Annotated in this window: 19 protein-coding genes; 16 read left to right on the top strand and 3 right to left on the bottom strand. The window is 62.5% G+C overall.

What is annotated here, in order from left to right:
* Nucleotides 1–30 precede the first annotated feature (30 nt).
* A complete protein-coding gene (locus tag QQL76_RS15650; protein WP_499208446.1) occupies nucleotides 31–468 on the bottom strand; it encodes an OsmC family protein in 438 nt (145 codons plus the stop codon).
* A gap of 178 nt (nucleotides 469–646) precedes the next feature.
* Between QQL76_RS15650 and msrA the strand changes: the two genes are divergently transcribed.
* From msrA to QQL76_RS15595, 11 genes are all read left to right on the top strand, one after another.
* Nucleotides 647–1246 (top strand): peptide-methionine (S)-S-oxide reductase MsrA, encoded by a 600-nt coding sequence (msrA, locus tag QQL76_RS15645; RefSeq protein ID WP_126012651.1) that lies wholly within the window; start codon nucleotides 647–649, stop codon nucleotides 1244–1246.
* 155 nt (nucleotides 1247–1401) lie between these two features.
* Complete coding sequence (locus QQL76_RS15640; protein ID WP_126007617.1) at nucleotides 1402–1938, top strand: protease inhibitor Inh/omp19 family protein; 537 nt, start codon at nucleotides 1402–1404, stop codon at nucleotides 1936–1938.
* A 57-nt stretch (nucleotides 1939–1995) separates the two neighbouring features.
* A complete protein-coding gene (zapE, locus tag QQL76_RS15635; RefSeq protein ID WP_126007619.1) occupies nucleotides 1996–3156 on the top strand; it encodes a cell division protein ZapE in 1161 nt (386 codons plus the stop codon).
* 162 nt (nucleotides 3157–3318) lie between these two features.
* Nucleotides 3319–4281: a malate dehydrogenase gene (gene mdh / locus QQL76_RS15630; RefSeq protein ID WP_404863444.1), complete on the top strand. Its 963-nt coding sequence runs from the start codon at nucleotides 3319–3321 to the stop codon at nucleotides 4279–4281.
* Between the two features lie 47 nt (nucleotides 4282–4328).
* On the top strand, nucleotides 4329–5522 hold the full coding sequence (gene sucC / locus QQL76_RS15625; RefSeq protein WP_499208445.1) for a succinate--CoA ligase subunit beta: 1194 nt from the start codon (nucleotides 4329–4331) through the stop codon (nucleotides 5520–5522).
* A gap of 21 nt (nucleotides 5523–5543) precedes the next feature.
* Complete coding sequence (gene sucD / locus QQL76_RS15620) at nucleotides 5544–6455, top strand: succinate--CoA ligase subunit alpha (protein WP_404863446.1); 912 nt, start codon at nucleotides 5544–5546, stop codon at nucleotides 6453–6455.
* Nucleotides 6456–6601: 146 nt separating this feature from the next.
* Complete coding sequence (locus QQL76_RS15615) at nucleotides 6602–9610, top strand: 2-oxoglutarate dehydrogenase family protein (protein WP_499208444.1); 3009 nt, start codon at nucleotides 6602–6604, stop codon at nucleotides 9608–9610.
* Between the two features lie 57 nt (nucleotides 9611–9667).
* Nucleotides 9668–10900: a 2-oxoglutarate dehydrogenase complex dihydrolipoyllysine-residue succinyltransferase gene (odhB, locus tag QQL76_RS15610; protein ID WP_499208443.1), complete on the top strand. Its 1233-nt coding sequence runs from the start codon at nucleotides 9668–9670 to the stop codon at nucleotides 10898–10900.
* Between the two features lie 68 nt (nucleotides 10901–10968).
* Nucleotides 10969–11724, top strand: a complete 756-nt coding sequence (locus QQL76_RS15605) for a Rossmann-fold NAD(P)-binding domain-containing protein (protein WP_499208442.1) — start codon at nucleotides 10969–10971, stop codon at nucleotides 11722–11724.
* Between the two features lie 41 nt (nucleotides 11725–11765).
* Complete coding sequence (gene lpdA / locus QQL76_RS15600; RefSeq protein ID WP_499208441.1) at nucleotides 11766–13172, top strand: dihydrolipoyl dehydrogenase; 1407 nt, start codon at nucleotides 11766–11768, stop codon at nucleotides 13170–13172.
* Nucleotides 13173–13330: 158 nt separating this feature from the next.
* Complete coding sequence (locus tag QQL76_RS15595) at nucleotides 13331–14413, top strand: HupA family protein (protein WP_499208440.1); 1083 nt, start codon at nucleotides 13331–13333, stop codon at nucleotides 14411–14413.
* Between the two features lie 43 nt (nucleotides 14414–14456).
* On the opposite strand, the gene QQL76_RS15590 is transcribed toward QQL76_RS15595, so the two are convergent.
* Nucleotides 14457–15455 (bottom strand): TraB/GumN family protein, encoded by a 999-nt coding sequence (locus QQL76_RS15590; protein ID WP_499208952.1) that lies wholly within the window; start codon nucleotides 15453–15455, stop codon nucleotides 14457–14459.
* A 202-nt stretch (nucleotides 15456–15657) separates the two neighbouring features.
* Nucleotides 15658–16557: a tyrosine recombinase XerC gene (locus tag QQL76_RS15585; protein ID WP_499208951.1), complete on the bottom strand. Its 900-nt coding sequence runs from the start codon at nucleotides 16555–16557 to the stop codon at nucleotides 15658–15660.
* 208 nt (nucleotides 16558–16765) lie between these two features.
* On the opposite strand from QQL76_RS15585, the gene QQL76_RS15580 reads away from it, so the two are divergent.
* The 5 genes from QQL76_RS15580 (at nucleotide 16766) to QQL76_RS15560 (ending at nucleotide 22612) form a co-directional block, all read left to right on the top strand.
* Nucleotides 16766–17662 (top strand): GNAT family N-acetyltransferase, encoded by an 897-nt coding sequence (locus QQL76_RS15580; RefSeq protein ID WP_499208439.1) that lies wholly within the window; start codon nucleotides 16766–16768, stop codon nucleotides 17660–17662.
* A 112-nt stretch (nucleotides 17663–17774) separates the two neighbouring features.
* On the top strand, nucleotides 17775–18467 hold the full coding sequence (locus QQL76_RS15575) for a response regulator transcription factor (RefSeq protein ID WP_499208438.1): 693 nt from the start codon (nucleotides 17775–17777) through the stop codon (nucleotides 18465–18467).
* Complete coding sequence (locus QQL76_RS15570) at nucleotides 18457–20934, top strand: extracellular solute-binding protein (protein ID WP_499208437.1); 2478 nt, start codon at nucleotides 18457–18459, stop codon at nucleotides 20932–20934. The genes QQL76_RS15575 and QQL76_RS15570 overlap by 11 nt, the downstream gene beginning before the upstream one ends.
* Nucleotides 20935–21126: 192 nt before the next feature.
* On the top strand, nucleotides 21127–22080 hold the full coding sequence (locus tag QQL76_RS15565) for a Bug family tripartite tricarboxylate transporter substrate binding protein (RefSeq protein ID WP_245451412.1): 954 nt from the start codon (nucleotides 21127–21129) through the stop codon (nucleotides 22078–22080).
* 1 nt (nucleotide 22081) lies between these two features.
* Entirely contained in the window at nucleotides 22082–22612 is a 531-nt protein-coding gene (locus QQL76_RS15560) for a tripartite tricarboxylate transporter TctB family protein (RefSeq protein ID WP_499208436.1), read from the top strand.
* Nucleotides 22613–22694 lie beyond the last annotated feature (82 nt).

Raw genomic sequence — 22694 nt, 5'->3', positions numbered from 1 at the left:
CATCGTCTTAAAGAGAGAATGTTGTGGTGGTCAGCCGAGCTTCGCGTCGAGCGTCACCTTGATAGCGCCGTAGGCCTTGGAGACCGGGCAGGTATCCTTCGCCTGTTTGGCGAGCCGCTGGAAATCATCCTCGCTGATGCCGGGGACATGACCGACCAGTGTCAGCGCGCTTTCGGTGATCTCGAAACCACCACCTGCAGCTTCCTGCACGTTCACGACGGCCTTGGCATCCAGCTTGTCCGCGGGCGTACCGTTTTCGGCAAGGAAGTGCGAGAGCTGCATGGCGAAGCAGCCTGCGTGGGCGGCGGCCATCAGTTCCTCGGGATTGGTGCCGGACTTGCCTTCTTCGTCCTGAAAGCGGCCCTTGAAGGAATAGGGGGTCTTGGAGAACGCGCCACTTTGCGTGTCGAGGGTGCCTTTGCCGTCAACCAGCGCACCTTGCCATACGGCGTTTGCGTGCCTTTTCATTCCAGTCACCTCTCTGTTGGGGGAAATTCACTCCAGAAACGATCGGGTGGCGGTGCGGTTCCGGACGAGCTCATCACACGCTCGTGCAAAGCGTTGAATTGCAATGCGGGATCGGGGGACTAGTTTGGCTCTCATGGTCGAAGGAGGATTTCCCATGCGCTTGCCATTCTATACCGCCATGTTGCTCGCCGGTGCGGCCACCGCACTCCTCTTTGCCGGCGGCGCTTCGCAAGCGCAGGAGCAGGCCAAGGCCATCTTCGCCGGCGGCTGCTTCTGGTGTGTGGAATCGGATTTCGACAAGGTTGCCGGCGTCACGTCGACCATTTCTGGCTATATCGGCGGCTCCAGCGACAACCCGACATATGAGAACCACACGGCAGACGGTCACCGCGAGGCTGTCGAGATCACCTACGATCCCAGCCAGACCGATTTCGAAACATTGCTGGCGACCTTCTGGCGGACGGTGGATCCGACAGACGATGGCGGCCAGTTCTGCGACCGAGGCTTCAGCTACACGACGGCGATCTATGCCGTGGACGGCGAGCAGGCGACACTGGCCGAGCAGTCGAAGGCGGAAGCCGAGGCGGCACTCGGTCAACCGATCGTGACCGAAGTGGTGGAAGGCCAGACCTTCTGGCCGGCGGAAGACTATCATCAGGACTACTACGTCAAGAATCCGGTCCGCTATAACTACTATCGCCGCGCGTGCGGGCGGGACGTTCGCCTGGTCCAGCTCTGGGGCAATGAAGCCATGAAGGGTGTGATGGCCAAGAACTGAACACCGACTGTGCCAATTTGTTGCAAAATGCGCACAGGGTCGCCCGTTCTCGTGCCAGTACTTCTTGCAAATTGGACCTTTGATCCCTCTTATGGGTTGCGAAGGGCAGAGGGTCGGTTAAGGCCCCGCGCGTAGGCGTTGCAAGGAGACCATGAATGCGCATTTCCATCGCCATCACGATCGCTATGGCTGGTCTGGCGATTGCCGGCTGCCAGCGGACATCACCCGGCCCGATGCCGCAGCAGCAGGCAGCGGTGCTGCCGCCGCCGATCAATCCGGCACCGCTTGGTGGTGTTCAGTCGAGCCAGCTGCCACCGCCTTCCGCAACCGAATTTCCGAGTGCACCGGCTTCCACGACGCCTGATCCGGCGGCGGCCAACCAGGCTTTCGAAACCGCTGCTGCCTCTGCGCCTGCCGTTTCGCGCGAGGCACTGCTCGGCACGTGGCAGACGGCCGTCAATGGCGGCAACTGCCAGCTGGCGCTCTCGCTCACCCAGTGGACCGGCGGTTACCGCGCGGCGTCGCTGCGGTGCCCTGGCGAGGCTGCAAACATCGCGTCGTGGGATGTCTCGGGTAACCAGGTCGTTCTCAACGACCGGGACGGCAACAATGTCGCGCGGCTCTACCAGGCCGGCGCCCAGAACTATCAGGGAACGCTGAGTTCGGGTGGCTCGATCACGCTTTCGCGCTGATTTGTGCGCCGGCTCCCGCTTCGGGTGGCCGGCGAATGCCCAGCTCGGTTCGGCTGAATGGATACCAGAACATATGTGAGTGTCGCCGAGCGCTATGAAGCGCTCTGCGACGCCGGTCGGATCGAACGCGACGCGCGCCAGGAGAAGTTGGCGCGCGCCCTTGATCGCGTCTTGACCGAGGTTCGGGAAAAGCGGGTTTCGACGAAATCCAGCGCGCTGGGCTGGTTGTTCGCCAAGCGCAGGCCCGTACAGGATTTTCCAAAAGGGCTCTATGTCTTTGGCGGCGTCGGTCGCGGCAAGACAATGATGATGGATCTTTTCCTCGCAACGCTGCCGGTGCGGCGCAAGCGGCGGGTGCATTTCCACGATTTCATGTCGGATGTGCATGGACGGATCCAGGCGCATCGAGCGGCGCTGAAGCGCGGCGAGGTCAAGGAAGACGATCCGATCCCGCCTGTGGCGCGCGCTATCCACGAGGAGGCCTGGGTTCTCTGCTTCGACGAATTCTCCGTCACCGACATCGCGGATGCGATGATCCTGGCGCGGCTGTTCGAGCAATTGTTCAAGCTCGGTACCGTGCTGGTGACCACATCGAACGTGCATCCGGATGATCTTTACCGTGAGGGCCTCAACCGCGATCTGTTCCTGCCCTTCGTCGATCTCTTGAAGACGAGGGTCGAACTTTTCGATCTCGATGGCGATACCGATTATCGGCTGCTCAAGCTGACGCGCCGGCCGGTCTACATGACGCCGCTCGATGCGGATGCCGACGAGATGTTCGATCAAGCATGGGCCGAGCAGGTCGATGGTTTGACCGTGCAGCCCGAGAGGATCAAGCATCGCGGTCGGGAAATTCTGGTGCCGGCCGCGGCTAATGGTGCTGCCCGGTTCAGCTTCGACGACCTGTGCCGAAATCCGCTCGGGGCGTCGGATTATCGCGCCATCGCCGACCGATACGAAACGATCTTCGTCAGCCATGTGCCGGTGCTCAAGCGCGCGGAGCGCAACGAAGCCAAACGCTTCATCATGCTGATCGATACGCTCTACGACATGAAATCACGGCTCGTCGTCTCGGCAGCGGCGGAACCAGACGCTCTTTATGCTGCCAAGGACGGGACGGAGGGCTTCGAGTTTGCCCGCACGGCATCCCGGCTGATCGAGATGCAAAGTGTAGACTACCTGAAAGAAAGTCGTGAGCGAAACGCACGAGCTGCGTAAAAACTCTTACCCTTACGTAAATCAGCGAGTATATAACCGTTTGAAATCGTTGGGCGCCAAAGTTTTGGTTGCCATTTTTGCCTCATCCGTCTATCCCCGGGGCGACTTTTCTGGGGAGCTTCAGGGCTCCCCTATGGCTCCACAGACAGGGGATTTCCATACATGGCGCGTAACAAGATCGCTCTCATCGGTTCCGGCATGATCGGCGGCACGCTTGCCCATCTGATCGGCCTCAAGGAACTCGGGGACGTCGTGTTGTTCGACATCGCCGAAGGCACGCCGCAGGGCAAGGCGCTCGACATCGCCGAAAGCTCGCCGGTCGATGGCTTCGACGTCAGGCTCAAGGGCGCGAACGACTATTCTGCGATCGAAGGTGCCGATGTGTGCATCGTCACCGCAGGTGTGCCGCGCAAGCCCGGCATGAGCCGCGACGATCTTCTGGAAATCAACCTCAAGGTCATGGAGCAGGTCGGCGCCGGCATCGCGAAATACGCGCCTGACGCCTTCGTCATCTGCATCACCAACCCGCTCGACGCGATGGTCTGGGCCCTGCAGAAATTCTCCGGCATGCCGAAGAACAAGGTCGTCGGCATGGCCGGCGTTCTGGACTCGTCGCGCTTCCGTTACTTCCTCGCCGAGGAGTTCAAGGTCTCGGTCGAAGACGTCACGGCCTTCGTGCTCGGCGGCCACGGCGACACGATGGTGCCGCTCGCGCGCTACTCCACCGTTGCCGGCATTCCGCTGACGGACCTCGTCGACATGGGTTGGGTCACCAAGGATCGCCTGGAAGAAATCATCCAGCGTACCCGTGACGGTGGTGCCGAGATCGTCGGCCTGCTCAAGACCGGTTCGGCCTATTATGCGCCGGCTGCGTCTGCGGTCGTGATGGCGGAATCCTACCTCAAGGACAAGAAGCGCGTCCTACCTTGCGCTGCGTATCTCTCCGGCCAGTACGGCGTGAACGACATGTATGTCGGCGTGCCGACTGTCATCGGCGCCGAGGGTATCGAGCGTATCATCGAGATCGAACTGAATTCCGCCGAGCAGAAGGCCTTTGACAAGTCCGTCGAGTCCGTTGCCGGCCTGTGCGAAGCCTGCCGCAAGATCGCTCCCTCCCTCGCTTGATTTGGCTTCCGTCCGATCTGGCAACCTGAAACCACAGGAACCCTCTCATGAATATCCACGAGTATCAGGCCAAGCGCCTCCTCGGCACATTCGGTGCGCCGATCGCCGAAGGGGTCGCCGTCTACTCCCCTGAGCAGGCGGAAGAATGGGCAGCCAAGCTGCCCGGACCGCTCTATGTGGTGAAGAGCCAGATCCATGCCGGCGGCCGCGGCAAGGGCAAGTTCAAAGAACTCGGCCCTGACGCCAAGGGCGGCGTTCGCCTTGCGAAGTCGACGGAAGAAGTCGTCGCTTTCGCCAAGGAAATGCTCGGCAACACACTGGTGACGAAGCAGACCGGCCCGGCCGGCAAGGTCGTCAACCGCCTCTACATCGAAGATGGTGCCGACATCGAGCGCGAGCTTTACCTCTCGATCCTGGTCGACCGTTCGGTTGGCCGGCCTGCCTTCGTCGTTTCGACCGAAGGCGGAATGGACATTGAGGCCGTCGCCGAAGAAACGCCGGAGAAGATCGTCAATGTCGCGATCGATCCCGAGCAGGGCGTGACGGATGCGGATTCCGCGAAGCTGTGCGATGCGCTGGAGCTGAAGGACGAGGCGCGCGCCGATGGCATGGCGCTCTTCCCGATCCTCTACAAGGCGTTCATGGAGAAGGACATGAGCCTTCTCGAGGTGAACCCGCTCATCGTCATGAAGAACGGCCGCCTGCGCGTCCTGGATGCCAAGGTGTCGTTCGACGGCAATGCGCTCTTCCGCCACGACGACATCCGCGAGCTGCGCGACGAGACCGAGGAAGACGCCAAGGAAATCGAGGCCTCGAAATGGGACCTCGCCTATGTGGCGCTCGACGGCAATATCGGCTGCATGGTCAACGGCGCCGGTCTCGCCATGGCGACGATGGACATCATCAAGCTTTACGGTAAAGAGCCGGCTAACTTCTGCGACGTCGGTGGCGGCGCTTCCAAGGAAAAGGTCGCCGCGGCCTTCAAGATCATCACGGCTGATCCGCGCGTCGAAGGCATCCTCGTCAACATCTTCGGCGGCATCATGAAGTGCGACGTCATCGCCGAGGGTGTCGTTGCAGCCGTCAAGGAAGTTGGTCTCAAGGTGCCGCTCGTCGTGCGCCTCGAAGGCACCAATGTCGAGCTTGGCAAGAAAATCCTCAACGAGTCCGGACTGGCCATCACGGCTGCCGACGATCTCGACGACGCAGCGAAGAAGATCGTTGCGGCGGTCAACGGCTAACGGATTGAAGGATCAGGATTGATGTCCATTCTCGTCAACAAAGACACGAAGGTCCTCGTTCAGGGCCTGACCGGCAAGACCGGCACGTTTCACACGGAACAGGCGCTGGCCTACCACGACACCAAGATGGTCGGCGGCATTCACCCCAAGAAGGGTGGTGAAACCTGGACCGGCGCAGTGAACGGCGGCTCGCGCGACCTGCCGATCTTCGCTTCGGTCGCCGAAGGCAAGGAACGCACCGGCGCCAACGCATCGGTCATCTACGTTCCGCCGGCAGGCGCAGCAGAAGCGATCATCGAAGCGATCGATGCCGAAATTCCGCTGATCGTCTGCATTACGGAAGGCATCCCGGTTTCCGACATGGTGAAGGTGAAGGCGCGGCTCGACCGCTCCTCGTCGCGCCTGATTGGCCCGAACTGCCCCGGCGTTCTCACGCCGGAAGAGTGCAAGATCGGCATCATGCCGGGCTCCATCTTCAAGAAGGGCTCCGTCGGCATCCTGTCGCGCTCGGGCACGCTGACCTATGAAGCCGTGTTCCAGACATCCAACGAAGGCCTCGGCCAGACGACGGCTGTGGGCATCGGCGGTGACCCCGTCAAGGGCACCGAGTTCATCGACGTGCTCGAGATGTTCCTCGCCGACGACGCCACCGAATCCATCATCATGATCGGTGAAATCGGCGGTTCGGCCGAAGAAGAAGCCGCCCAGTTCCTGAAGGACGAAGCCGCCAAGGGCCGCAAGAAGCCGATGGTCGGCTTCATCGCCGGCCGCACGGCGCCGCCCGGACGCACAATGGGCCATGCCGGCGCCGTGATTTCCGGCGGCAAGGGCGGAGCAGAAGACAAGATCGCGGCCATGGAATCGGCCGGCATCCGCGTCTCTCCTTCGCCGGCACAGCTCGGCAAGACGCTGGTCGAAGTCCTCAAGGGCTGACTTTTAAGCAAGGGTGCCCGGGTTCACCAGAAATCCGGTCACCCGCCCCGCGACGGGCACATTCGTCGCACAGAACGGGGCCGCTTTCGAAAGAGCGGCAGCACCCGAATCAACGAAGGAGGCGGAGCGATCCTCCGCAGGCACCGATGGCCAGGCAAGACGCCAACGATTTCTTTCAGTCCACGTCGTTCCTCTATGGCGCGAACGCCGCCTACATCGAGGAACTCTACGCTCGCTACCAGGATGATCCAGCCAGCGTGGATGGCGAGTGGCAGGCCTTTTTCGGTCAGCTGAAAGACGAGCCCGATATCGCCCGCAAGGCCGCGGACGGCGCCTCTTGGAAGCAGAAGAACTGGCCGATCCACGCCAATGGCGAGCTGGTGTCGGCCATGGATGGCGACTGGGGCCGCGTCGAGAAGCACTTCGAGAAGAAGATTTCCACGAAGGGTTCTGCGTCGGCGGCGCCTGCAGCGGCCGGCCAGCAGGCGCAGATGACCAGCGAGGAAGTGCTGCGCGCGACGCGCGATTCCGTCCGCGCCATCATGATGATCCGCGCCTACCGCATGCGCGGCCACCTTCACGCCAAGCTCGATCCGCTCGGCATCGAAGAGGAAAAGGAAGATTACAACGAGCTGTCGCCGGAGGCCTATGGGTTCACCGAGGCAGACATGGACCGCAAGATCTTCCTCGATAACGTGCTCGGTCTCGAATATGCGACCGTGCGCGAGATGCTGGACATCCTGAAGCGCACCTATTGCTCCACGATCGGCGTGGAGTTCATGCACATCTCCAATCCGGAAGAGAAATCCTGGATCCAGGCCCGCATCGAAGGGCCGGACAAAGGTGTCGAGTTCACTGCGAACGGCAAGCGGGCGATCCTGCAGAAGTTGATCGAGGCCGAGGGCTTCGAGCAGTTCATCGACGTGAAGTACAAGGGCACGAAGCGCTTTGGCCTCGATGGCGGCGAAGCGCTCATTCCTGCGCTCGAGCAGATCATCAAGCGCGGTGGCCAGCTTGGGCTCAAGGAAATCGTTCTCGGCATGCCGCACCGCGGCCGTCTCAACGTGCTGAGCCAGGTGATGGCGAAGCCGCACCGCGCGATCTTCCACGAGTTCAAGGGCGGTTCGTTCGCGCCTGACGACGTGGAAGGTTCCGGCGACGTGAAGTACCACCTCGGTGCCTCGTCGGACCGCGAATTCGACGGCAACAAAGTGCACCTGTCGCTGACGGCCAACCCGTCGCACCTGGAAATCGTCAACCCGGTCGTCATGGGCAAGGCGCGTGCCAAGCAGGACATTCTTTCCGGCTCGCCGCGCGACGAGATCGTGCCGCTTGAGACACGGGCGCAGGTTCTGCCGCTGCTTCTGCATGGCGATGCGGCCTTTGCGGGCCAGGGCGTCGTTGCCGAGTGCTTCGGCCTTTCGGGTCTTCGCGGCCACCGCGTTGCCGGGACGCTGCATTTCATCGTGAACAACCAGATCGGCTTCACGACAAACCCACGCTTCTCGCGCTCCTCGCCTTATCCGTCCGACGTCGCCAAGATGATCGAGGCGCCGATCCTGCACGTGAATGGCGACGATCCAGAAGCCGTCGTCTACGCGGCGAAGATCGCTGCGGAATTCCGCATGACGTTCCACAAGCCGGTCGTCATCGACATGTTCTGCTACCGCCGCTTCGGCCACAACGAAGGCGACGAGCCGGCATTCACGCAGCCGAAGATGTACAAGAAGATCCGCAGCCACGAGACCGTGGTGCAGATCTACTCCAAGAAGCTGATCGAGGAAGGCCACATCGATCTCGGTACGTTCGAGAAGATGAAGGCCGACTGGCGTGCGCATCTCGAACAGGAATTCGAGAGCGGCCAGTCCTACAAGCCCAATAAGGCCGACTGGCTGGACGGCGTCTGGTCGGGCATGCGCGTTGCCGACAATCAGGACGAGCAGCGCCGCGGCAAGACCGCCGTTCCGATGAAGACGCTGAAGGACATCGGCCGCAAGCTGTGCGAAGTCCCGGAAGGCTTCGAGACGCACCGCACCATTCAGCGTTTCCTCGCGAACCGCTCGCAGATGATCGAAAGCGGTGAAGGCATCGACTGGGCGACCGGCGAAGCGCTCGCCTTTGGCTCGCTGCTGCTCGATGGCCATCCGGTCCGGCTGTCCGGCCAGGACGTGGAGCGTGGTACCTTCTCGCAGCGCCATTCGGTGCTTTACGACCAGCAGAGCGAAGACCGCTACATCTCGCTCAACAATCTCGCCAAGGGCCAGCAACTTTACGAAGTCATCAACTCGATGCTTTCGGAAGAAGCGGTACTCGGTTTCGAATATGGCTACTCGCTGTCGGAGCCGAATGCGCTGACGCTCTGGGAAGCCCAGTTCGGCGATTTCGCCAATGGCGCCCAGGTCATCTTCGACCAGTTCATCTCGTCGGGTGAGCGCAAGTGGCTGCGCATGTCGGGCCTCGTATGCCTTCTGCCGCATGGCTACGAAGGGCAAGGCCCCGAGCACTCCTCGGCCCGCCTCGAGCGCTGGCTGCAGATGTGCGCGGAAGACAACATGCAGGTCGCGAACTGCTCGACGCCGGCTAACTACTTCCACATTCTGCGCCGGCAGATGAAGCGTGACTTCCGCAAGCCGTTGATCATGATGACGCCGAAGTCGCTCCTGCGCCACAAGCGTGCTGTGTCGACGCTTTCGGAACTTTCGGGCGAAACGTCCTTCCACCGCCTGCTGTGGGACGACGCCGAAGTTCTGAAGAACGAGAAGATCAAGCTGCAGAAGGACAGCAAGATCCGTCGCGTCGTCATGTGCACCGGCAAGGTCTATTACGACCTGTACGAAGAACGCGAAGCACGCGACATCGACGACATATACCTTCTGCGTCTGGAGCAGCTCTATCCGTTCCCGGCCAAGGCGCTCATCAATGAGCTGTCGCGCTTCCGGGGTGCGGAGATGGTGTGGTGCCAGGAAGAGCCAAAGAACATGGGCGCCTGGGCCTTCATCGATCCTTATCTCGAGTGGGTGCTCGCTCATATCGACGCGAAGTACCAGCGCGTGCGCTACACGGGCCGTCCGGCTGCCGCTTCGCCGGCGACGGGCCTCATGTCCAAGCACAAGGCGCAGCTCGACGCCTTCCTCGAAGATGCGCTCGGCGATTGAGCCGGGCGTCACTCGCCTCTCATTTCGATCCCCTATTGAACGGAAAAGCTGACAGCCATGGCCACCGAAATCCGCGTCCCGACATTGGGCGAATCCGTCTCCGAAGCCACGATCGGCACCTGGTTCAAGAAGGTTGGCGACACCATCAACGCCGACGAGCCGCTGGTCGAGCTTGAGACCGACAAGGTGACGGTCGAGGTGCCGGCGCCGGCGTCCGGCGTGCTGACGGAAATTCTGGCCCAGACGGGTGACACCGTGGAGGTCAACGCGCTTCTCGGCCAGATCGGCGCCGGATCGGGTGCTGCTGCCCAGCCGGCCAAGACGGAAGAGCCGAAGGCGGAAGCGCCGAAGCCAGCTGCAGCCAAGCCAGCCGCCGAGCCTGCCGCAAAGTCCGGCGACATGCCGCCCGCACCGTCCGCCGCCAAGATGATGGCGGAGAAGAACGTTTCGGCCGATCAGGTTTCGGGCAGCGGCAAGCGTGGCCAGGTTCTCAAGGGCGACGTGATCGACGCGATCAACAAGGGCAGCTCGGCCGCACCGGCTGCAGAAGCACCGAAGGCGCCGCGCCCTGCTTCCAGCGAAGCCGACGTGTCCCGCGAAGAGCGCGTGAAGATGACGCGCCTGCGCCAGACGATCGCCAAGCGCCTCAAGGATGCGCAGAACACCGCTGCCATGCTGACCACCTACAACGAGGTGGACATGACGGCGGTCATGGACCTGCGCAAGAAGTACAAGGATCTCTTCGAGAAGAAGCACGGCGTGAAGCTCGGCTTCATGGGCTTCTTCACCAAGGCCGTGACGCACGCCCTGAAGGAGATTCCCTCGGTCAACGCCGAGATCGATGGCAATGACATCGTCTTCAAGAATTTCTGCCACATCGGCGTCGCTGTCGGCACCGACAAGGGTCTCGTCGTGCCGGTCGTGCGCGATGCGGACCAGATGTCGATTGCCGAGATCGAGCAGGAAATCGGTCGTCTCGGTGTTGCAGCACGTGACGGCAAGCTCGGCATGGCGGACATGCAGGGCGGCACCTTCACCATCTCGAACGGTGGGGTCTACGGCTCGCTGATGTCATCGCCGATCCTGAATGCGCCGCAGTCGGGCATCCTCGGCATGCACAAGATCCAGGAGCGTCCGGTCGCGATCGGCGGCCAGGTCGTCATCCGTCCGATGATGTATCTGGCGCTTTCCTACGATCACCGCATCGTCGACGGCAAGGAAGCTGTCACTTTCCTCGTGCGCGTCAAGGAAAGCCTCGAAGATCCGGAACGTCTCGTTCTCGACCTTTAAGGTTCGCGGACAAACCGTGGGCTGTCCGACGCTTCAGGCGGCCCACGACGATCAGGAAGGGCAGCGCAATGAACGGCAAGGCACCGTCACTGCTCGTCACCGGCGGAAGCCGTGGCATCGGCGCTGCCGTCTGTCGTCTTGCGGGAGCACGCGGCTATCGCGTCGCCGTCAACTACGTCTCCGATGAGCAGGCGGCCGAACGGGTGGTCGCCGACATCAAAGCTGCAGGCGGCGAAGCCTTCGCGGTGGCGGGGGACGTTGGCCGGGAGGCGGACATCCTTGCTGTTTTCGAGGAGATCGATCGGCGTTTCGGCAGGCTCGATGCCCTGGTCAACAATGCCGGTGTCGTCGATCGCATGGCACGGGTCGACGAGATCAGCCTCGATCGACTGGAGCGCATGTTCCGCATCAATGTGACGGGCAGCTTCCTGTGCGCACGCGAAGCGGTTAGGCGCATGTCGACGCGGCATGGCGGGCAGGGCGGTGCGATCGTCAATCTATCATCGGCAGCCGCACGCCTTGGCTCCCCCGGCTGGTACGTCGATTATGCAGCGTCGAAGGCCGCGGTCGAGACCATGACGAAGGGTCTTGCGCTCGAAGTCGCGGCCGAAAAAGTTCGCGTCAATGCCGTCCGTCCCGGTATCATCGACACGGATATCCATGCTTCGGGTGGCGAGCCCGACCGCGTCGCGCAGGTGCGTGATGCACTTCCCATGAAGCGCGAAGGCACTGCCGACGAGGTCGCGCGCGGAATTCTCTGGCTGCTTTCGGACGAAGCCTCGTACACGACGGGTACCGTCCTCGATATCACCGGTGGTCGCTGAACGCGCGCCGCCGGTCTTCAAAAACGAAAGGATTTCATTCAATGGCTTACGATGTCGTCGTCATCGGTTCTGGACCGGGTGGATATGTCTGCGCCGTGAAGGCTGCGCAGCTTGGTCTCAAGACCGCGATCGTGGAGAAGCGCCCGACGCTTGGCGGCACCTGCCTGAACATCGGCTGCATTCCGTCCAAGGCGATGCTGCATGCTTCGGAAGTGTTCCATCAAGCGGGCCACAGCCATGCCGATCTCGGTGTCGAGGTCGGAACACCGACGCTCAACCTGCCGGCGATGATGGCGCACAAGGATGCCGTCGTTAAGGCCAATGTCGATGGCGTCTCCTTCCTCATGAAGAAGAACAAGATCGACGTGCTCGTCGGCACCGGCAAGGTGCTCGGCGAAGGCAAGCTGTCGGTGACGACGGAGGGCGGCGAAAGCCAGGAAATCGAGGCGAAGAACATCGTCATCGCCACCGGTTCGGACGTTGCGGGCATTCCCGGCGTCGACGTTGCCTTCGACGAGAAGGTCATCGTCTCTTCGACCGGCGCGCTGGAACTGGAGAAGGTGCCCGGCCACCTGGTGGTTGTCGGCGGCGGCGTCATCGGTCTCGAACTCGGCTCGGTCTGGGCGCGTCTCGGCGCCAAGGTCACCGTGGTCGAATATCTGGATGCGATCCTCGGTGGCATGGACGGCGAAGTCTCCAAGCAGTTCCAGCGCATGCTGGCCAAGCAGGGCCTCGACTTCAAGCTTGGCCAGAAGGTAACGGCCGTCACGCGCAAGGATGCCGGTGCTGCCGTCACGTTCGAACCCGCCAAGGGCGGCGAGGCGCAGACGGTGGACGCGGATATCGTGCTCGTTGCGACCGGACGCCGGCCTTACACGGACGGGCTCGGCCTCGAAGATGCCGGCGTAGTCATGGAAAAGGGCGGTCGCGTGCAGATCGATGCGCATTTCCAGACTTCGGTGCCCGGCGTTTACGCGATCGGCGATGTCGTCGCGGGTCCGATGCTTGCCCACAAGGCCGAAGACGAAGGCGTGGCCGTAGCCGAGATCATCGCCGGCCAGGCCGGTCACGTGAATTACGAGGTCATTCCGAGCGTCGTCTACACGCAGCCGGAAGTCGCCTCCATCGGCCGCACCGAAGAGCAACTGAAGGCTGACGGCGTCGCTTACAAGGCCGGCAAGTTCCCCTTCACCGCAAACGGCCGTGCCCGCGCGATGCTGGCCACCGAAGGCTTCGTCAAGATCCTCGCCGACAAGGACACCGACCGGGTGCTTGGCGTGCACATCGTCGGCGCCGGTGCGGGTGATCTCATCCATGAGGCAGCCGTGCTGATGGAGTTCGGCGGATCGGCGGAAGATCTTGCGCGCACCTGCCATGCCCACCCGACCTTGTCGGAGGCGGTCAAGGAAGCCGCGCTCGCCACCTTCTTCAAGCCCATCCATATGTAAAAGTATCGAGAGCGGCGTCTTCCAAGAGACGCCGCTTTCTCACCTGTACGGGTGATTGTACCCGTGCACGCTCTGTCGTCTGTCTAGTCCCGCAAAGCGTGCGCCGAACCTGAACCAGGCGGCGCGCGTCTCAACATATGGGCTGGGGACGACAGACAATGACCATGAAAATTCTGCCAGTGCTTGCGCTGGCGCCGGTGCTGGCGCTTGCCGCGTGCGGTGGTTCGACCACGACCGGATCGATCGGGCCAGGCGCCGGTGCCGGCGGCACGCCCGGCGGTGGTGGCGCAGGTGGCGGCGCAGGAGGTGGAACCGGCAGCGCCATTCGCGGCGTTTCGACCAAGTTTGCGCGCGCGCAGCAGCCGATTCCTACACCGGTTCCGATCTATGAGCAGGGCAAGTTCGCCTATGTGCCAACCGGCGATCTCGTGACCTCGAGTGCTCCGATCGAAGGCACGGCTGATCTGTCCACCGCGAAGCAGGCAGGCGGGTCAGTCGTAGTAGCGACTGGAGGCCGATACCGCGATGGTTCGGCTGTTCCGGGAGTTACTGCGGAAGCGCAAACCGACGCGCGGGGCATCACGACGACAAACGCTCTACAGTCGGAATTTATGGGAGTTTCCGGCACTTCGGTCGCCGATGTGATGGTGACGTATTATGATGCCGACCAAGATGGTACGGACGAATTCTTTACGATCGATCATCATCAGGATCGCATCGACGTCACCCAACCGATCGACACGATCAGCATCTTCTATGGCGGCGATTTTGCGCCTGCTTCCACCGTGGCGAGCCGCACGGGCGTCGCAACCTTCATCGGAACCGATACTGGCAATGCCGACAAGGGTGCCGCTTACGTGCGCGTGGCGACGGGCACGGGCGTGTCCAACAGCCAGGTCGATTACGGTGGCGATGTACGCATGGTCGCTGATTTCGGTGCCGGGACGGTGGATGGCGAGATCACCAATCTGCGTCGCTTCGGGGCGCAACAGGCAGCAGACTTCTCGCTGCGGCTGGATGGCTCGCAGATCAGCGGCCAGCATTTCGATGGTGGATCGGTGACCATGCTGCAGGGGGCGACACCCGTTGCAAGCTTCACGGATTCTGCAGTGACCGGGTCGTTCCTGGGGCAGAACGCGGATGCCGTCGGTGGCGTGTTCCAGGCAAACGGAACGCGCGGCGGTCAGGATGTGTATCTCGGCGGCCAGTTCATCGCGCGGGAAGGTCAGACGACCAACTAGGCTTCGAGCATGACAAGGGAGCAGCGGCTGACCGGCCGCCGTTTCAATCGGCCCGTTCGACCGAATAGCCGGCATCGCGCAACAGTTCGATAACGCCTTCGTCGCCGGGCAGGTGCAGCGCACCGACCGCGATAAAGGCGTGGCCTTCATCCAGGAACGGTTCGGCGCGTTCCGCCATGATGCGATTGCGGGCAAGGACGATCCGCTCTTCGAAATCGGCATAGCCCTGTGCGTCTCTCTCATGACCCTCAGGAGCAGCCTCGCGGAGCATCGGCATGATCATGCCGGTTTCGCCCGCGACGTAGAGATCCGTCATCGTCGCCGTGACGTCCTCGAGCAGGGGCCCGAGCGACAGCGTTTCCACCAGACCGCGCACATGAAATTCGAGCGACAGGCTGGCCATGGCGTCAAGCTGCTCGGCAATGGTTTCAAGTCCGTCGACGGCCTTGCCGTCTGCCAGCGCCTGTTCCGCGAGCATCTGGTCGAGGAAGGCGGCACCCTCGGCTTTTCTCGCGTGTTCGCAGGCCGGAAGCGCAACGAGACCGGCGATCATCCACGGTTTCATGTGCACGAGAGCGTCGACCGGCAGTCCGAGCTCATCGAGCCGGGTTTCGACAAGAGCGAAATCCTCGTCGCTCATCACGGTGCGCAGGGTGCGGCCATCGGTGAACATCGTCAGTTCGGGGCGCGCGATGAGCGCCGCCTGCGCCACTTCGGGATCGAGGATCTCGTCGGTTTCGATGACCACGGTTTCCGATGCGTCGAGCGCTTGGCTCACGGTGTTGGTCAGTTCCGTCACGCGCGGATCGGCGACATGCATGGTGCCGAGAAGATAGGAGGCGACGCCTTCCTCGTTCTCGACACGCCACAACAGGCCTTCACCATTGGGTGTCGCCGCTGCCGCTTCCAGCAATGCCGGCAGACGTGGATCGTCTTCGGCGCGCATGCGGTCGATGAGGTTCTCGCCGCCGCATGCGGCTGGCTGCTCCTGCGCATCGGCGCGCTCAAGCGTCGCCAGCACCATGAGGAGGCTCAGCGCCATGATGAGGTGGATCAATCCGAGAAAACCGATGACGCCGCGCGCCAGATGCTCTTCGGTGACGGTTTTGATGCGTGCGATCACGAGACATCCCGGTGCTGTTGATCGCTCTGCGATAACATTCGCCCGCGCAAGAAATCGTTAATGCCGCTCCGTCCTCGCGTTTCCCAACGTTGAACCGGTGCCCACTTCGCCTGGCGACGCTCTAGGCGCGCGGGTGGGCTGCGCGGTAGGCGGCAAGGAGCCGCGCGCTGTCGACGCCGGTGTAGATCTGGGTGGTGGAAAGGCTCGCATGCCCGAGAAGTTCCTGGATGGTCCTGAGATCGCCTCCGCCAGCCAGAAGATGCGTGGCGAAGGAGTGGCGGAGCGCATGCGGGGTCGCCGTATCGGGGAGCCCGAGCGCCGACCGCATCTTGCGCATTTCCTTCTGGATGATTGCCGCATGAAGCGCGCCGCCACGAGTGCCGCGAAAGAGCGGCTCCGGCGCTGCGAGATGATAGGGGCAAAGTCTTAGGTACTCGGCGATTGCCTGTCTGGCGACATCCATGAGCGGAACGAGCCGCGTCTTGCCGCCCTTGCCTGCAATGCGCAGCGTCGTCGTGGTCGGGCCGATAGACGCCGGCGTCAATGCAAGCGCTTCCGAGATGCGAAGACCGCAGCCGTAGAGCAGCGTCAGCAAGGCGGCATTGCGGGCAGCAATCCAGGGTTCGTCGGACATCTGATCATCGAGATTCGCGACGGCGACGGCCTGCTCTTCCGACAGGGGCTTCGGCAGGCTTCGCCCGGTCTTGGGTGCGCGTACATGGCGGGCGCCTGCCGCGTTCACGAGGCCTTCGCGTTCCAGATGGCGCAGGAACGAGCGGACGCCTGCAAGCCCGCGTCCCAGCGTGCGTGCCCCCGCTCCGTCGCGGCGACGGCTGGAAAGAAAGGCGCGCAGATCTGTCGGACGAAGATTTGCCAGATCGGCGATGGCAGGCATGGAACCTATGTGCCTGCTCATGAATTGGAGGAATTGCCGGAGATCACGCTCGTAAGCCTCAAGTGTGTTCGCTGACAGACGCCGCTGTATGCTGAGGCCATCAAGCCATCGCTGACGCTGCATCATCACATCCGGTGCGGCAGGGAGCAGGTCGGTTGTCACGCTACGTTACGCCCGAGAAACGTCATTTGATATCCAGTGGCTTTCCTCGAAGCCTCTGCGACAATGGTTATATAAGGGTTACGATGTTAGTGAGTGATGTCGGAAAAGGGGCTGTCATGCTGTCTTTACAAGAGCATGCGATGTCCGGTTGGACGCGATAACGGGGACACTTATGGTGCAGAAGCGCGATATTCACGGCGTGGTCGATGCCATTGCACTGCTGTCCCAAGGCCGCCCCGGCCATATTGTCGATGAGCTCATCGCCGAGCGCGGGCAGCGTCTGGTCAATCATCCTCTCTGGCCGGTGATGCGGCCATTCCTCTACAGCGCGCTGCACTACGGCAAGGCGCTGCAGTTTGCAGACGCCGTCGCCAACATGCCAGGCTTCCAGGCGTTCGAATATGCCAGCGCTCAGTTAAACCTGAATGTCGAGGTGAACCGCGGCGAGCGCATCCCTGAAAAGGGCGGCTTCATCATGGTGTCGAACCACCCGACCGGGATTGCCGACGGCATCGCCGTCTTCGACCTTCTGAAGAACCGTCGTCCGGACATGATGTTCTTTGCCAATCGCGATGCCATTCGCGTCAACCCACGCTTCGTGGAGATGGTCATCCCGGTCGAGTGGCGTGAAGAGCACAAGAGCAAGTTGAAAGCGCGCGAAACGCTGCAGCTGACGACGCGCGCCGTGAAGGAAGAAAAAGCGACGGTGCTGTTTCCGTCGGGCCGCATTGCCTATTGGGCCAATGGCACGCTCAACGAGCGGCCGTGGAAGTCTTCGGCGATTTCGCTGTCGCGCAAATACGGGCTGCCGATCCTGCCGGTCCACATGACGGCGCGCAATTCCGGCCTGTTCTACTGGCTGTCGAAATGGTCGACAGAGCTGCGCGACATGACGGTCTTTCACGAGCTCCTCAACAAGAAGAGCCAGACTTTCGAATTCACCATCGGTGAATTGCTGCAGCCTGACCAGCTCGAGGGCGATCCGGCAGTCGTCACCAAAGCGCTCGAATATCACTCAGTCTATGGGCTGAAGGCCGATCCCGACCGCGCATTTCGCGTTCAGTTCTGATCGGTTGTCACCCCTGATCTATCCCCCAGGTTGGAATTGCTTTTTGCGGGCTTCGGCTTGAAAATCCGCCACGCTGCGAGTGCCGCAGCGCCAAGGGGGATCATTCAGGCCGATGCGCATTCTGCTGGTCGAAGACAATCGCGATCTGGGCGAAGCGGTGGAAGGACGGCTCAAACGCTCCGGCCATTCGGTGGATTGGGTGCGCGACGGAGAAGCAGCGCTTGCTTTTGCGCGCGATGCGTCGTTCGATGCCATCGTCCTCGATCTCATGCTGCCGCAGCGCGACGGGATTTCGGTGATATCGGCGCTGCGCAGCGGCGGCGACGATACGCCAGTGCTCGTCGTCACGGCGCGCTCGGAAATCGACGACCGCGTCAGTCTGCTCGACATGGGGGCCGACGATTATCTCGTCAAACCGTTCGATCTGCGCGAGTTGGAAGCACGCTTGCGCGCGCTCATGCGCCGGCCGACGGGGCACGTAACCAGCCGCATGGTGCTCGGCGATCTTGTGATGGAAACCGCGGCGCACTCGATCACGATCGCAGGCGTGCCGGTCGAGATCGGGAGACGGGAGTTTCGGCTTCTGGAGATTTTGTTGTCGCGCGCCGGCCAGGTGGTTGCGAAGGAGCGCTTGATGCAGCAGCTCTTTTCGATCGACGAGGATGTCGCCGTCAATGCGCTCGAACTCTACGTGTCGCGCCTGCGCCGCAAGATCGAGAATTCCGGCGTGTCGATCCTGACGGTGCGCGGCATCGGGTATCTTGCCAGGGCCGATGCGGAGGCTCGGCCGGCAGATGCACGCTGACAGCTTCTCCATCCGCCGTCGGATCACCGCGCTTGCCGCGATCCTCCTCGTGGCCGCCGCCCTCATGCTCGTGGTGTTTATCAGGGACTACGCCGAGCGCGCTTCCGATCGCGCCTTCGACCGGCTGCTCGCGGCCTCCGCGCTCACCATCGCCGGCGCGGTGCAGATCGAGGACGGCGACGTGACGGTGGAGCTCCCTTATGCGTCCTTCGCGATGGTGTCGGGCGACGACCGCGTGTTCTATTCGGTGCGCGCGCCGGATGGCTCGCTCGTCACCGGCTATGACGATCTTGCTGCCGATATGCCGCTTGCGCAAACGCTCGATGCCGAGTTCGATGACGTGCGCTATGGCGGCGAAGTCGTGCGGGTTGCAAGCGTCGGTCGCCTGATTTCGACGGCGGACGGAACCGGCTGGGTCACGATTCGTGTCGCCGAAACGCAAGGTGCGCGCGAAACGCTGTCGCGCGAGATCGTCAACAACGCGCTGGTGCCGCTCTTGGTGCTGACCCTGCTCGCCGCATGGCTCGTCTGGTATCTCATCCGGCGGACTTTTGCGCCGCTGCTCACGCTGGAACGTGAATTGCGCGCCCGCTCGCCCGACGATCTCTCGCCGGTGGACATTCCGGTGCCGGTGGAGGTGCGCCACGTTGTCGGGGCGCTGAACGAATTCATGGCACGGCTGAACCAGTCGATGGTGCGTCTCAGCGAATTGGTGGCGGAGGCGGCCCACCAGGTGCGTACGCCGCTCGCATCGCTGCGCGCACAGGCGGAGGTCGCCATGGACGAAACGGATCCGGATGCCATGCGGGCCCGTGTCGAGCGGATCCATCAAGGTGCCGTGCAATCGAGCCAGCTTGTGACCCAGTTGCTGATGGATGCGACGGTCTCGCATCGTCTCGATATGCGCGACGTGCAGGTGACGGCTATCGGTGCGCTGGTCAACGAAGTGGCGCAGCGGCTCGATCCGGACCAATTGATGCGCATCAGCGTCGAGATGGAAGCCGATGTGGCGGAGATCGGCTTTCCCGCCGATCGCGTCGTCATGCGCGAGATGCTGAAGAACGTGGTCGACAACGCGCTCGCCTATTCGCAGGGCGACGTGATCATCCGCGTGGAACGCGCACAGGAAGAAAACGGTGACGTGCTCAAATTGTCGGTTCTCGATCGGGGGCCTGGTATCCCCGATGTGGAGAAGGAGGCCGTGATGGAGCGCTTTCGCCGCGGTGCGAGCGCCGGCGATCAGCCGGGTTCAGGGCTGGGCCTTGCGATCGTGCGCCGCGTGGCCGAGGCGCATCGCGGGCGCTTCACACTGAAGGACCGTGCAGGTGGTGGACTTGTTGCCGAGATATGCCTGCCCCTTTTTGGGCGCGGAAGCGATCGCCGGGAGGGTCGCGCGGGACGAGGGGCGATCCCTGCGGCGATCGCGCTTCTGGTCGGCGCATGGTTCATGCCGTCGCACCAAGCCGCTGCCGAGCCTCTTTTGTTTCCCGCAAGATCTGTCGAACTCGCAACGCTGACGATCGTTGGAACGACGGATACGCGGCTCTTCACGCTGTTCGTCGAGGCCTTCCAGGAGCGCTATCCTGACGTCGCTGTCCGTTACGACGAGACCGACACGCTGTTGATGTACGAGAATTATCTTGCCGGTACGCTCGATCCCCCGGCTGATCTTATGATCAGCTCTTCGTCCGATCTGCAGGTGAAGCTTGCCAACGATGGGCACGTATTGAGGCATGATCCCACGGTGGCGTCGATGCCGGATTGGGCGACGTGGCGGAACGAGGTTTTCGGGTTTACCTTCGAGCCCGCAGTGATCGTCTACAATCCCGATCTCGTCTCGCAGGATGAAGCGCCGCGCACGCATCTGGCGCTTGCGGAGTTTCTGGAAGGCAATGTCGCGCGCCTGACGGGAAAGGTCGCGACCTACGACATCGCAACGAGCGGGGTCGGCTACCTGCTCGCCGTGCAGGATCAACTGATTTCATCGCAGTTCTGGCGCCTCGCTTCTGCCTTCGGGCGCACGGGCGCCGTGCTCAGCGGATCGAGCCCCGATATTCTCGATCGGGTCGACGCCGGCGAACTGGCGATCGCCTACAATGTGCTGGGCTCCTACGCGTTTGCTCGGCAGGCGGAGGGCGCGAACATCCAGATCATCGTGCCCGATGATTACGTGCTGGTGCTGACCCGCAGCGCGGTGATCGCACGGGATGCGCCGAATGCCGAAACGGCGAGGCTCTTTCTCGATTTTCTCCTTTCCGACGAGGGCCAGGCGGTGGCAGCGGGACCGACGGCGCTCGGCGCGGTGCGGGGTGGCGTGCGCGGCATCTGGACGGCGGCGAACATTACCGAGATGGGGCGAGGCGCGGTGCAGCCGATCGCGCTCGGCCCGGCGCTCATGGTCGCGCTCGACCAGCAGCGGCGCGCGCGCTTTCTGGAGACCTGGCGCGGCATCGTCTCGCCTCCATGATCAAGCAGGAACATGGCTGACAGGTGGACGACAGGTTGGCGTGTTAACTTCTGCCGTGATCGGGTCTGGGAGGGCCTCAACGATCCTTGGGAGGAGGTTGCTCAGCGACCGCTCCTTGACAGTTTCATTGCCCTTCCAGCCGTTCGAAGCGACGCCGCATGGCGTCCGAAACAGAACATTTGGGAGGTCATCTTGAAGAAATCCGTATTCGCTGCTGCTTTCGCGGCACTGCTCACCAGCACATCCGCTTTCGCGCAGATGGACGAACTGAAGATTATGGCGCCCGCAGCGCCAGGCGGTGGCTGGGACCAGACGGCCCGCTCGATCCAGTCGGTGCTCCAGGCTGAAGGTCTTGCGTCCAACATCCAGGTCGAAAACGTTGCCGGTGCCGGTGGCACGATCGGTCTCCAACAATTCGTCAACCGCTCGGCAGGCGACCCGACGGCAACGATCGTCGGCGGTTACGTCATGGTTGGCGCCATCATCGCCAACGCCGCTCCGGTCACGCTTGCCGATGTCACGCCGATCGCCCGTCTGACCGGCGAGTATGTCGTCGTCATCGCACCGGCTGACAGCGAAATCGACAATGCCGAAGAGCTGGCCGAAGCCATGCGCGCCGATCCAGGCTCCGTCACCTGGGGCGGTGGTTCCGCCGGTGGCGTCGACCACATCGCGGCCGGCCTCTTCGCCCAAGCAGCCGATGTCGACCCGCGCGCCTTGAACTACATCCCGTTCTCCGGTGGCGGCGAAGCGCTTGCGGCAATCCTCGGCGGCCAGGTCACCGTTGGCATTTCCGGTTACAGCGAGTTCGCATCGCAGATCGAAGCCGGCGAAGTGAAGGTGATCGCAATCACCGCTCCGGAGCGGCAGGACTATGTCGACGCGCCGACCTTTGCCGAGCAGGGCTTCGACCTCGACGTCCAGAACTGGCGCATGATCGCAGCCGCCCCGGACATTTCGGATGAAGAGCGCCAGACACTGACCGACACGATCCGGACGATGTCGGAATCCGAAGCATGGGCCACCGAACTCGAAACACGCGGCTGGGTGAACACCTATCTCGACGGCGAAGAGTTCCAGACCTACCTGAACCAGGAGATCGAGGCGACGACTGCCATCCTCTCCGACCTCGGCATCAGCCAGTAAGATGGCGACGCACGAACAGGGCGGGGCCGACATGCGCCGGCCCGACGAGGCGGCCCGTCGCAAGTTCGACCTCGGCGGATTGGCGATCGCAATCGGGCTGTTTCTATTCTCCGCCCTGATCGCGCTCGACGCTTCCTCCTATCCCGAGCGGCGCAGCTATGCGCAGATCGGGCCGGAGATTTTTCCTTACATCGTCGCTGTCGGCATCGCCGTTTTCGGCGTGCTGACAGTCGTGATGGCGCGGCGCGGTGATTTTCCCGAGCGTGAAGCGCTGAACTGGGTTCCGGTGATCTGGATCATCGGAGCACTCGCCGGCATGACCGCGCTGCTCTATGCGGGCGCCGGTTTCATCATCGCGTCCGGGGTCCTGTTCGGGGGTGCCGCGCGCGGTTTCGGCCGCAAGCCGGTGGTCCTGACCGTGTTCGTCGGCGTGGTGATCTCCGCCTTGCTTTACGTGCTCTTTCGCCAGGGTCTCGGGCTGTCGCTGCCGGCCGGGCTGATCGAGCCGTATCTTAACGCGCTGTTTCGTTAGAGTTGGCGTTTCCGCCTTCGCAGAATTGCGGCTCGCAGCACAAAGCCTCTGAATTTCAGGCTTGAGCCGGCGGTCGCGGCCC

The sequence above is a fragment of the Rhizobium albus genome (genome assembly GCA_030160035.1).
Taxonomy (GTDB): domain Bacteria; phylum Pseudomonadota; class Alphaproteobacteria; order Rhizobiales; family Rhizobiaceae; genus Georhizobium; species Georhizobium albus.
Note: the sequence above shows the minus strand (reverse complement) of the source record. Positions and strands in the feature narration are given on the sequence as shown.

Excerpts from the sequence above, each read along its gene's own strand:
- odhB (WP_499208443.1), top strand. The coding sequence starts at position 9,668 with ATGGCCACCGAAATCCGCGTCCCGACATTGGGCGAATCCGTCTCCGAA.
- QQL76_RS15575 (WP_499208438.1), top strand. The coding sequence starts at position 17,775 with ATGCGCATTCTGCTGGTCGAAGACAATCGCGATCTGGGCGAAGCGGTG.
- QQL76_RS15650 (WP_499208446.1), bottom strand. The coding sequence starts at position 468 with ATGAAAAGGCACGCAAACGCCGTATGGCAAGGTGCGCTGGTTGACGGC.
- lpdA (WP_499208441.1), top strand. The coding sequence starts at position 11,766 with ATGGCTTACGATGTCGTCGTCATCGGTTCTGGACCGGGTGGATATGTC.
- QQL76_RS15605 (WP_499208442.1), top strand. The coding sequence starts at position 10,969 with ATGAACGGCAAGGCACCGTCACTGCTCGTCACCGGCGGAAGCCGTGGC.
- mdh (WP_404863444.1), top strand. The coding sequence starts at position 3,319 with ATGGCGCGTAACAAGATCGCTCTCATCGGTTCCGGCATGATCGGCGGC.
- QQL76_RS15560 (WP_499208436.1), top strand. The coding sequence starts at position 22,082 with ATGGCGACGCACGAACAGGGCGGGGCCGACATGCGCCGGCCCGACGAG.
- QQL76_RS15590 (WP_499208952.1), bottom strand. The coding sequence starts at position 15,455 with ATGGCGCTGAGCCTCCTCATGGTGCTGGCGACGCTTGAGCGCGCCGAT.
- QQL76_RS15585 (WP_499208951.1), bottom strand. The coding sequence starts at position 16,557 with ATGATGCAGCGTCAGCGATGGCTTGATGGCCTCAGCATACAGCGGCGT.
- sucD (WP_404863446.1), top strand. The coding sequence starts at position 5,544 with ATGTCCATTCTCGTCAACAAAGACACGAAGGTCCTCGTTCAGGGCCTG.
- msrA (WP_126012651.1), top strand. The coding sequence starts at position 647 with ATGTTGCTCGCCGGTGCGGCCACCGCACTCCTCTTTGCCGGCGGCGCT.
- zapE (WP_126007619.1), top strand. The coding sequence starts at position 1,996 with ATGGATACCAGAACATATGTGAGTGTCGCCGAGCGCTATGAAGCGCTC.
- QQL76_RS15640 (WP_126007617.1), top strand. The coding sequence starts at position 1,402 with ATGCGCATTTCCATCGCCATCACGATCGCTATGGCTGGTCTGGCGATT.
- QQL76_RS15580 (WP_499208439.1), top strand. The coding sequence starts at position 16,766 with ATGGTGCAGAAGCGCGATATTCACGGCGTGGTCGATGCCATTGCACTG.
- QQL76_RS15595 (WP_499208440.1), top strand. The coding sequence starts at position 13,331 with ATGACCATGAAAATTCTGCCAGTGCTTGCGCTGGCGCCGGTGCTGGCG.
- QQL76_RS15570 (WP_499208437.1), top strand. The coding sequence starts at position 18,457 with ATGCACGCTGACAGCTTCTCCATCCGCCGTCGGATCACCGCGCTTGCC.
- QQL76_RS15615 (WP_499208444.1), top strand. The coding sequence starts at position 6,602 with ATGGCCAGGCAAGACGCCAACGATTTCTTTCAGTCCACGTCGTTCCTC.
- sucC (WP_499208445.1), top strand. The coding sequence starts at position 4,329 with ATGAATATCCACGAGTATCAGGCCAAGCGCCTCCTCGGCACATTCGGT.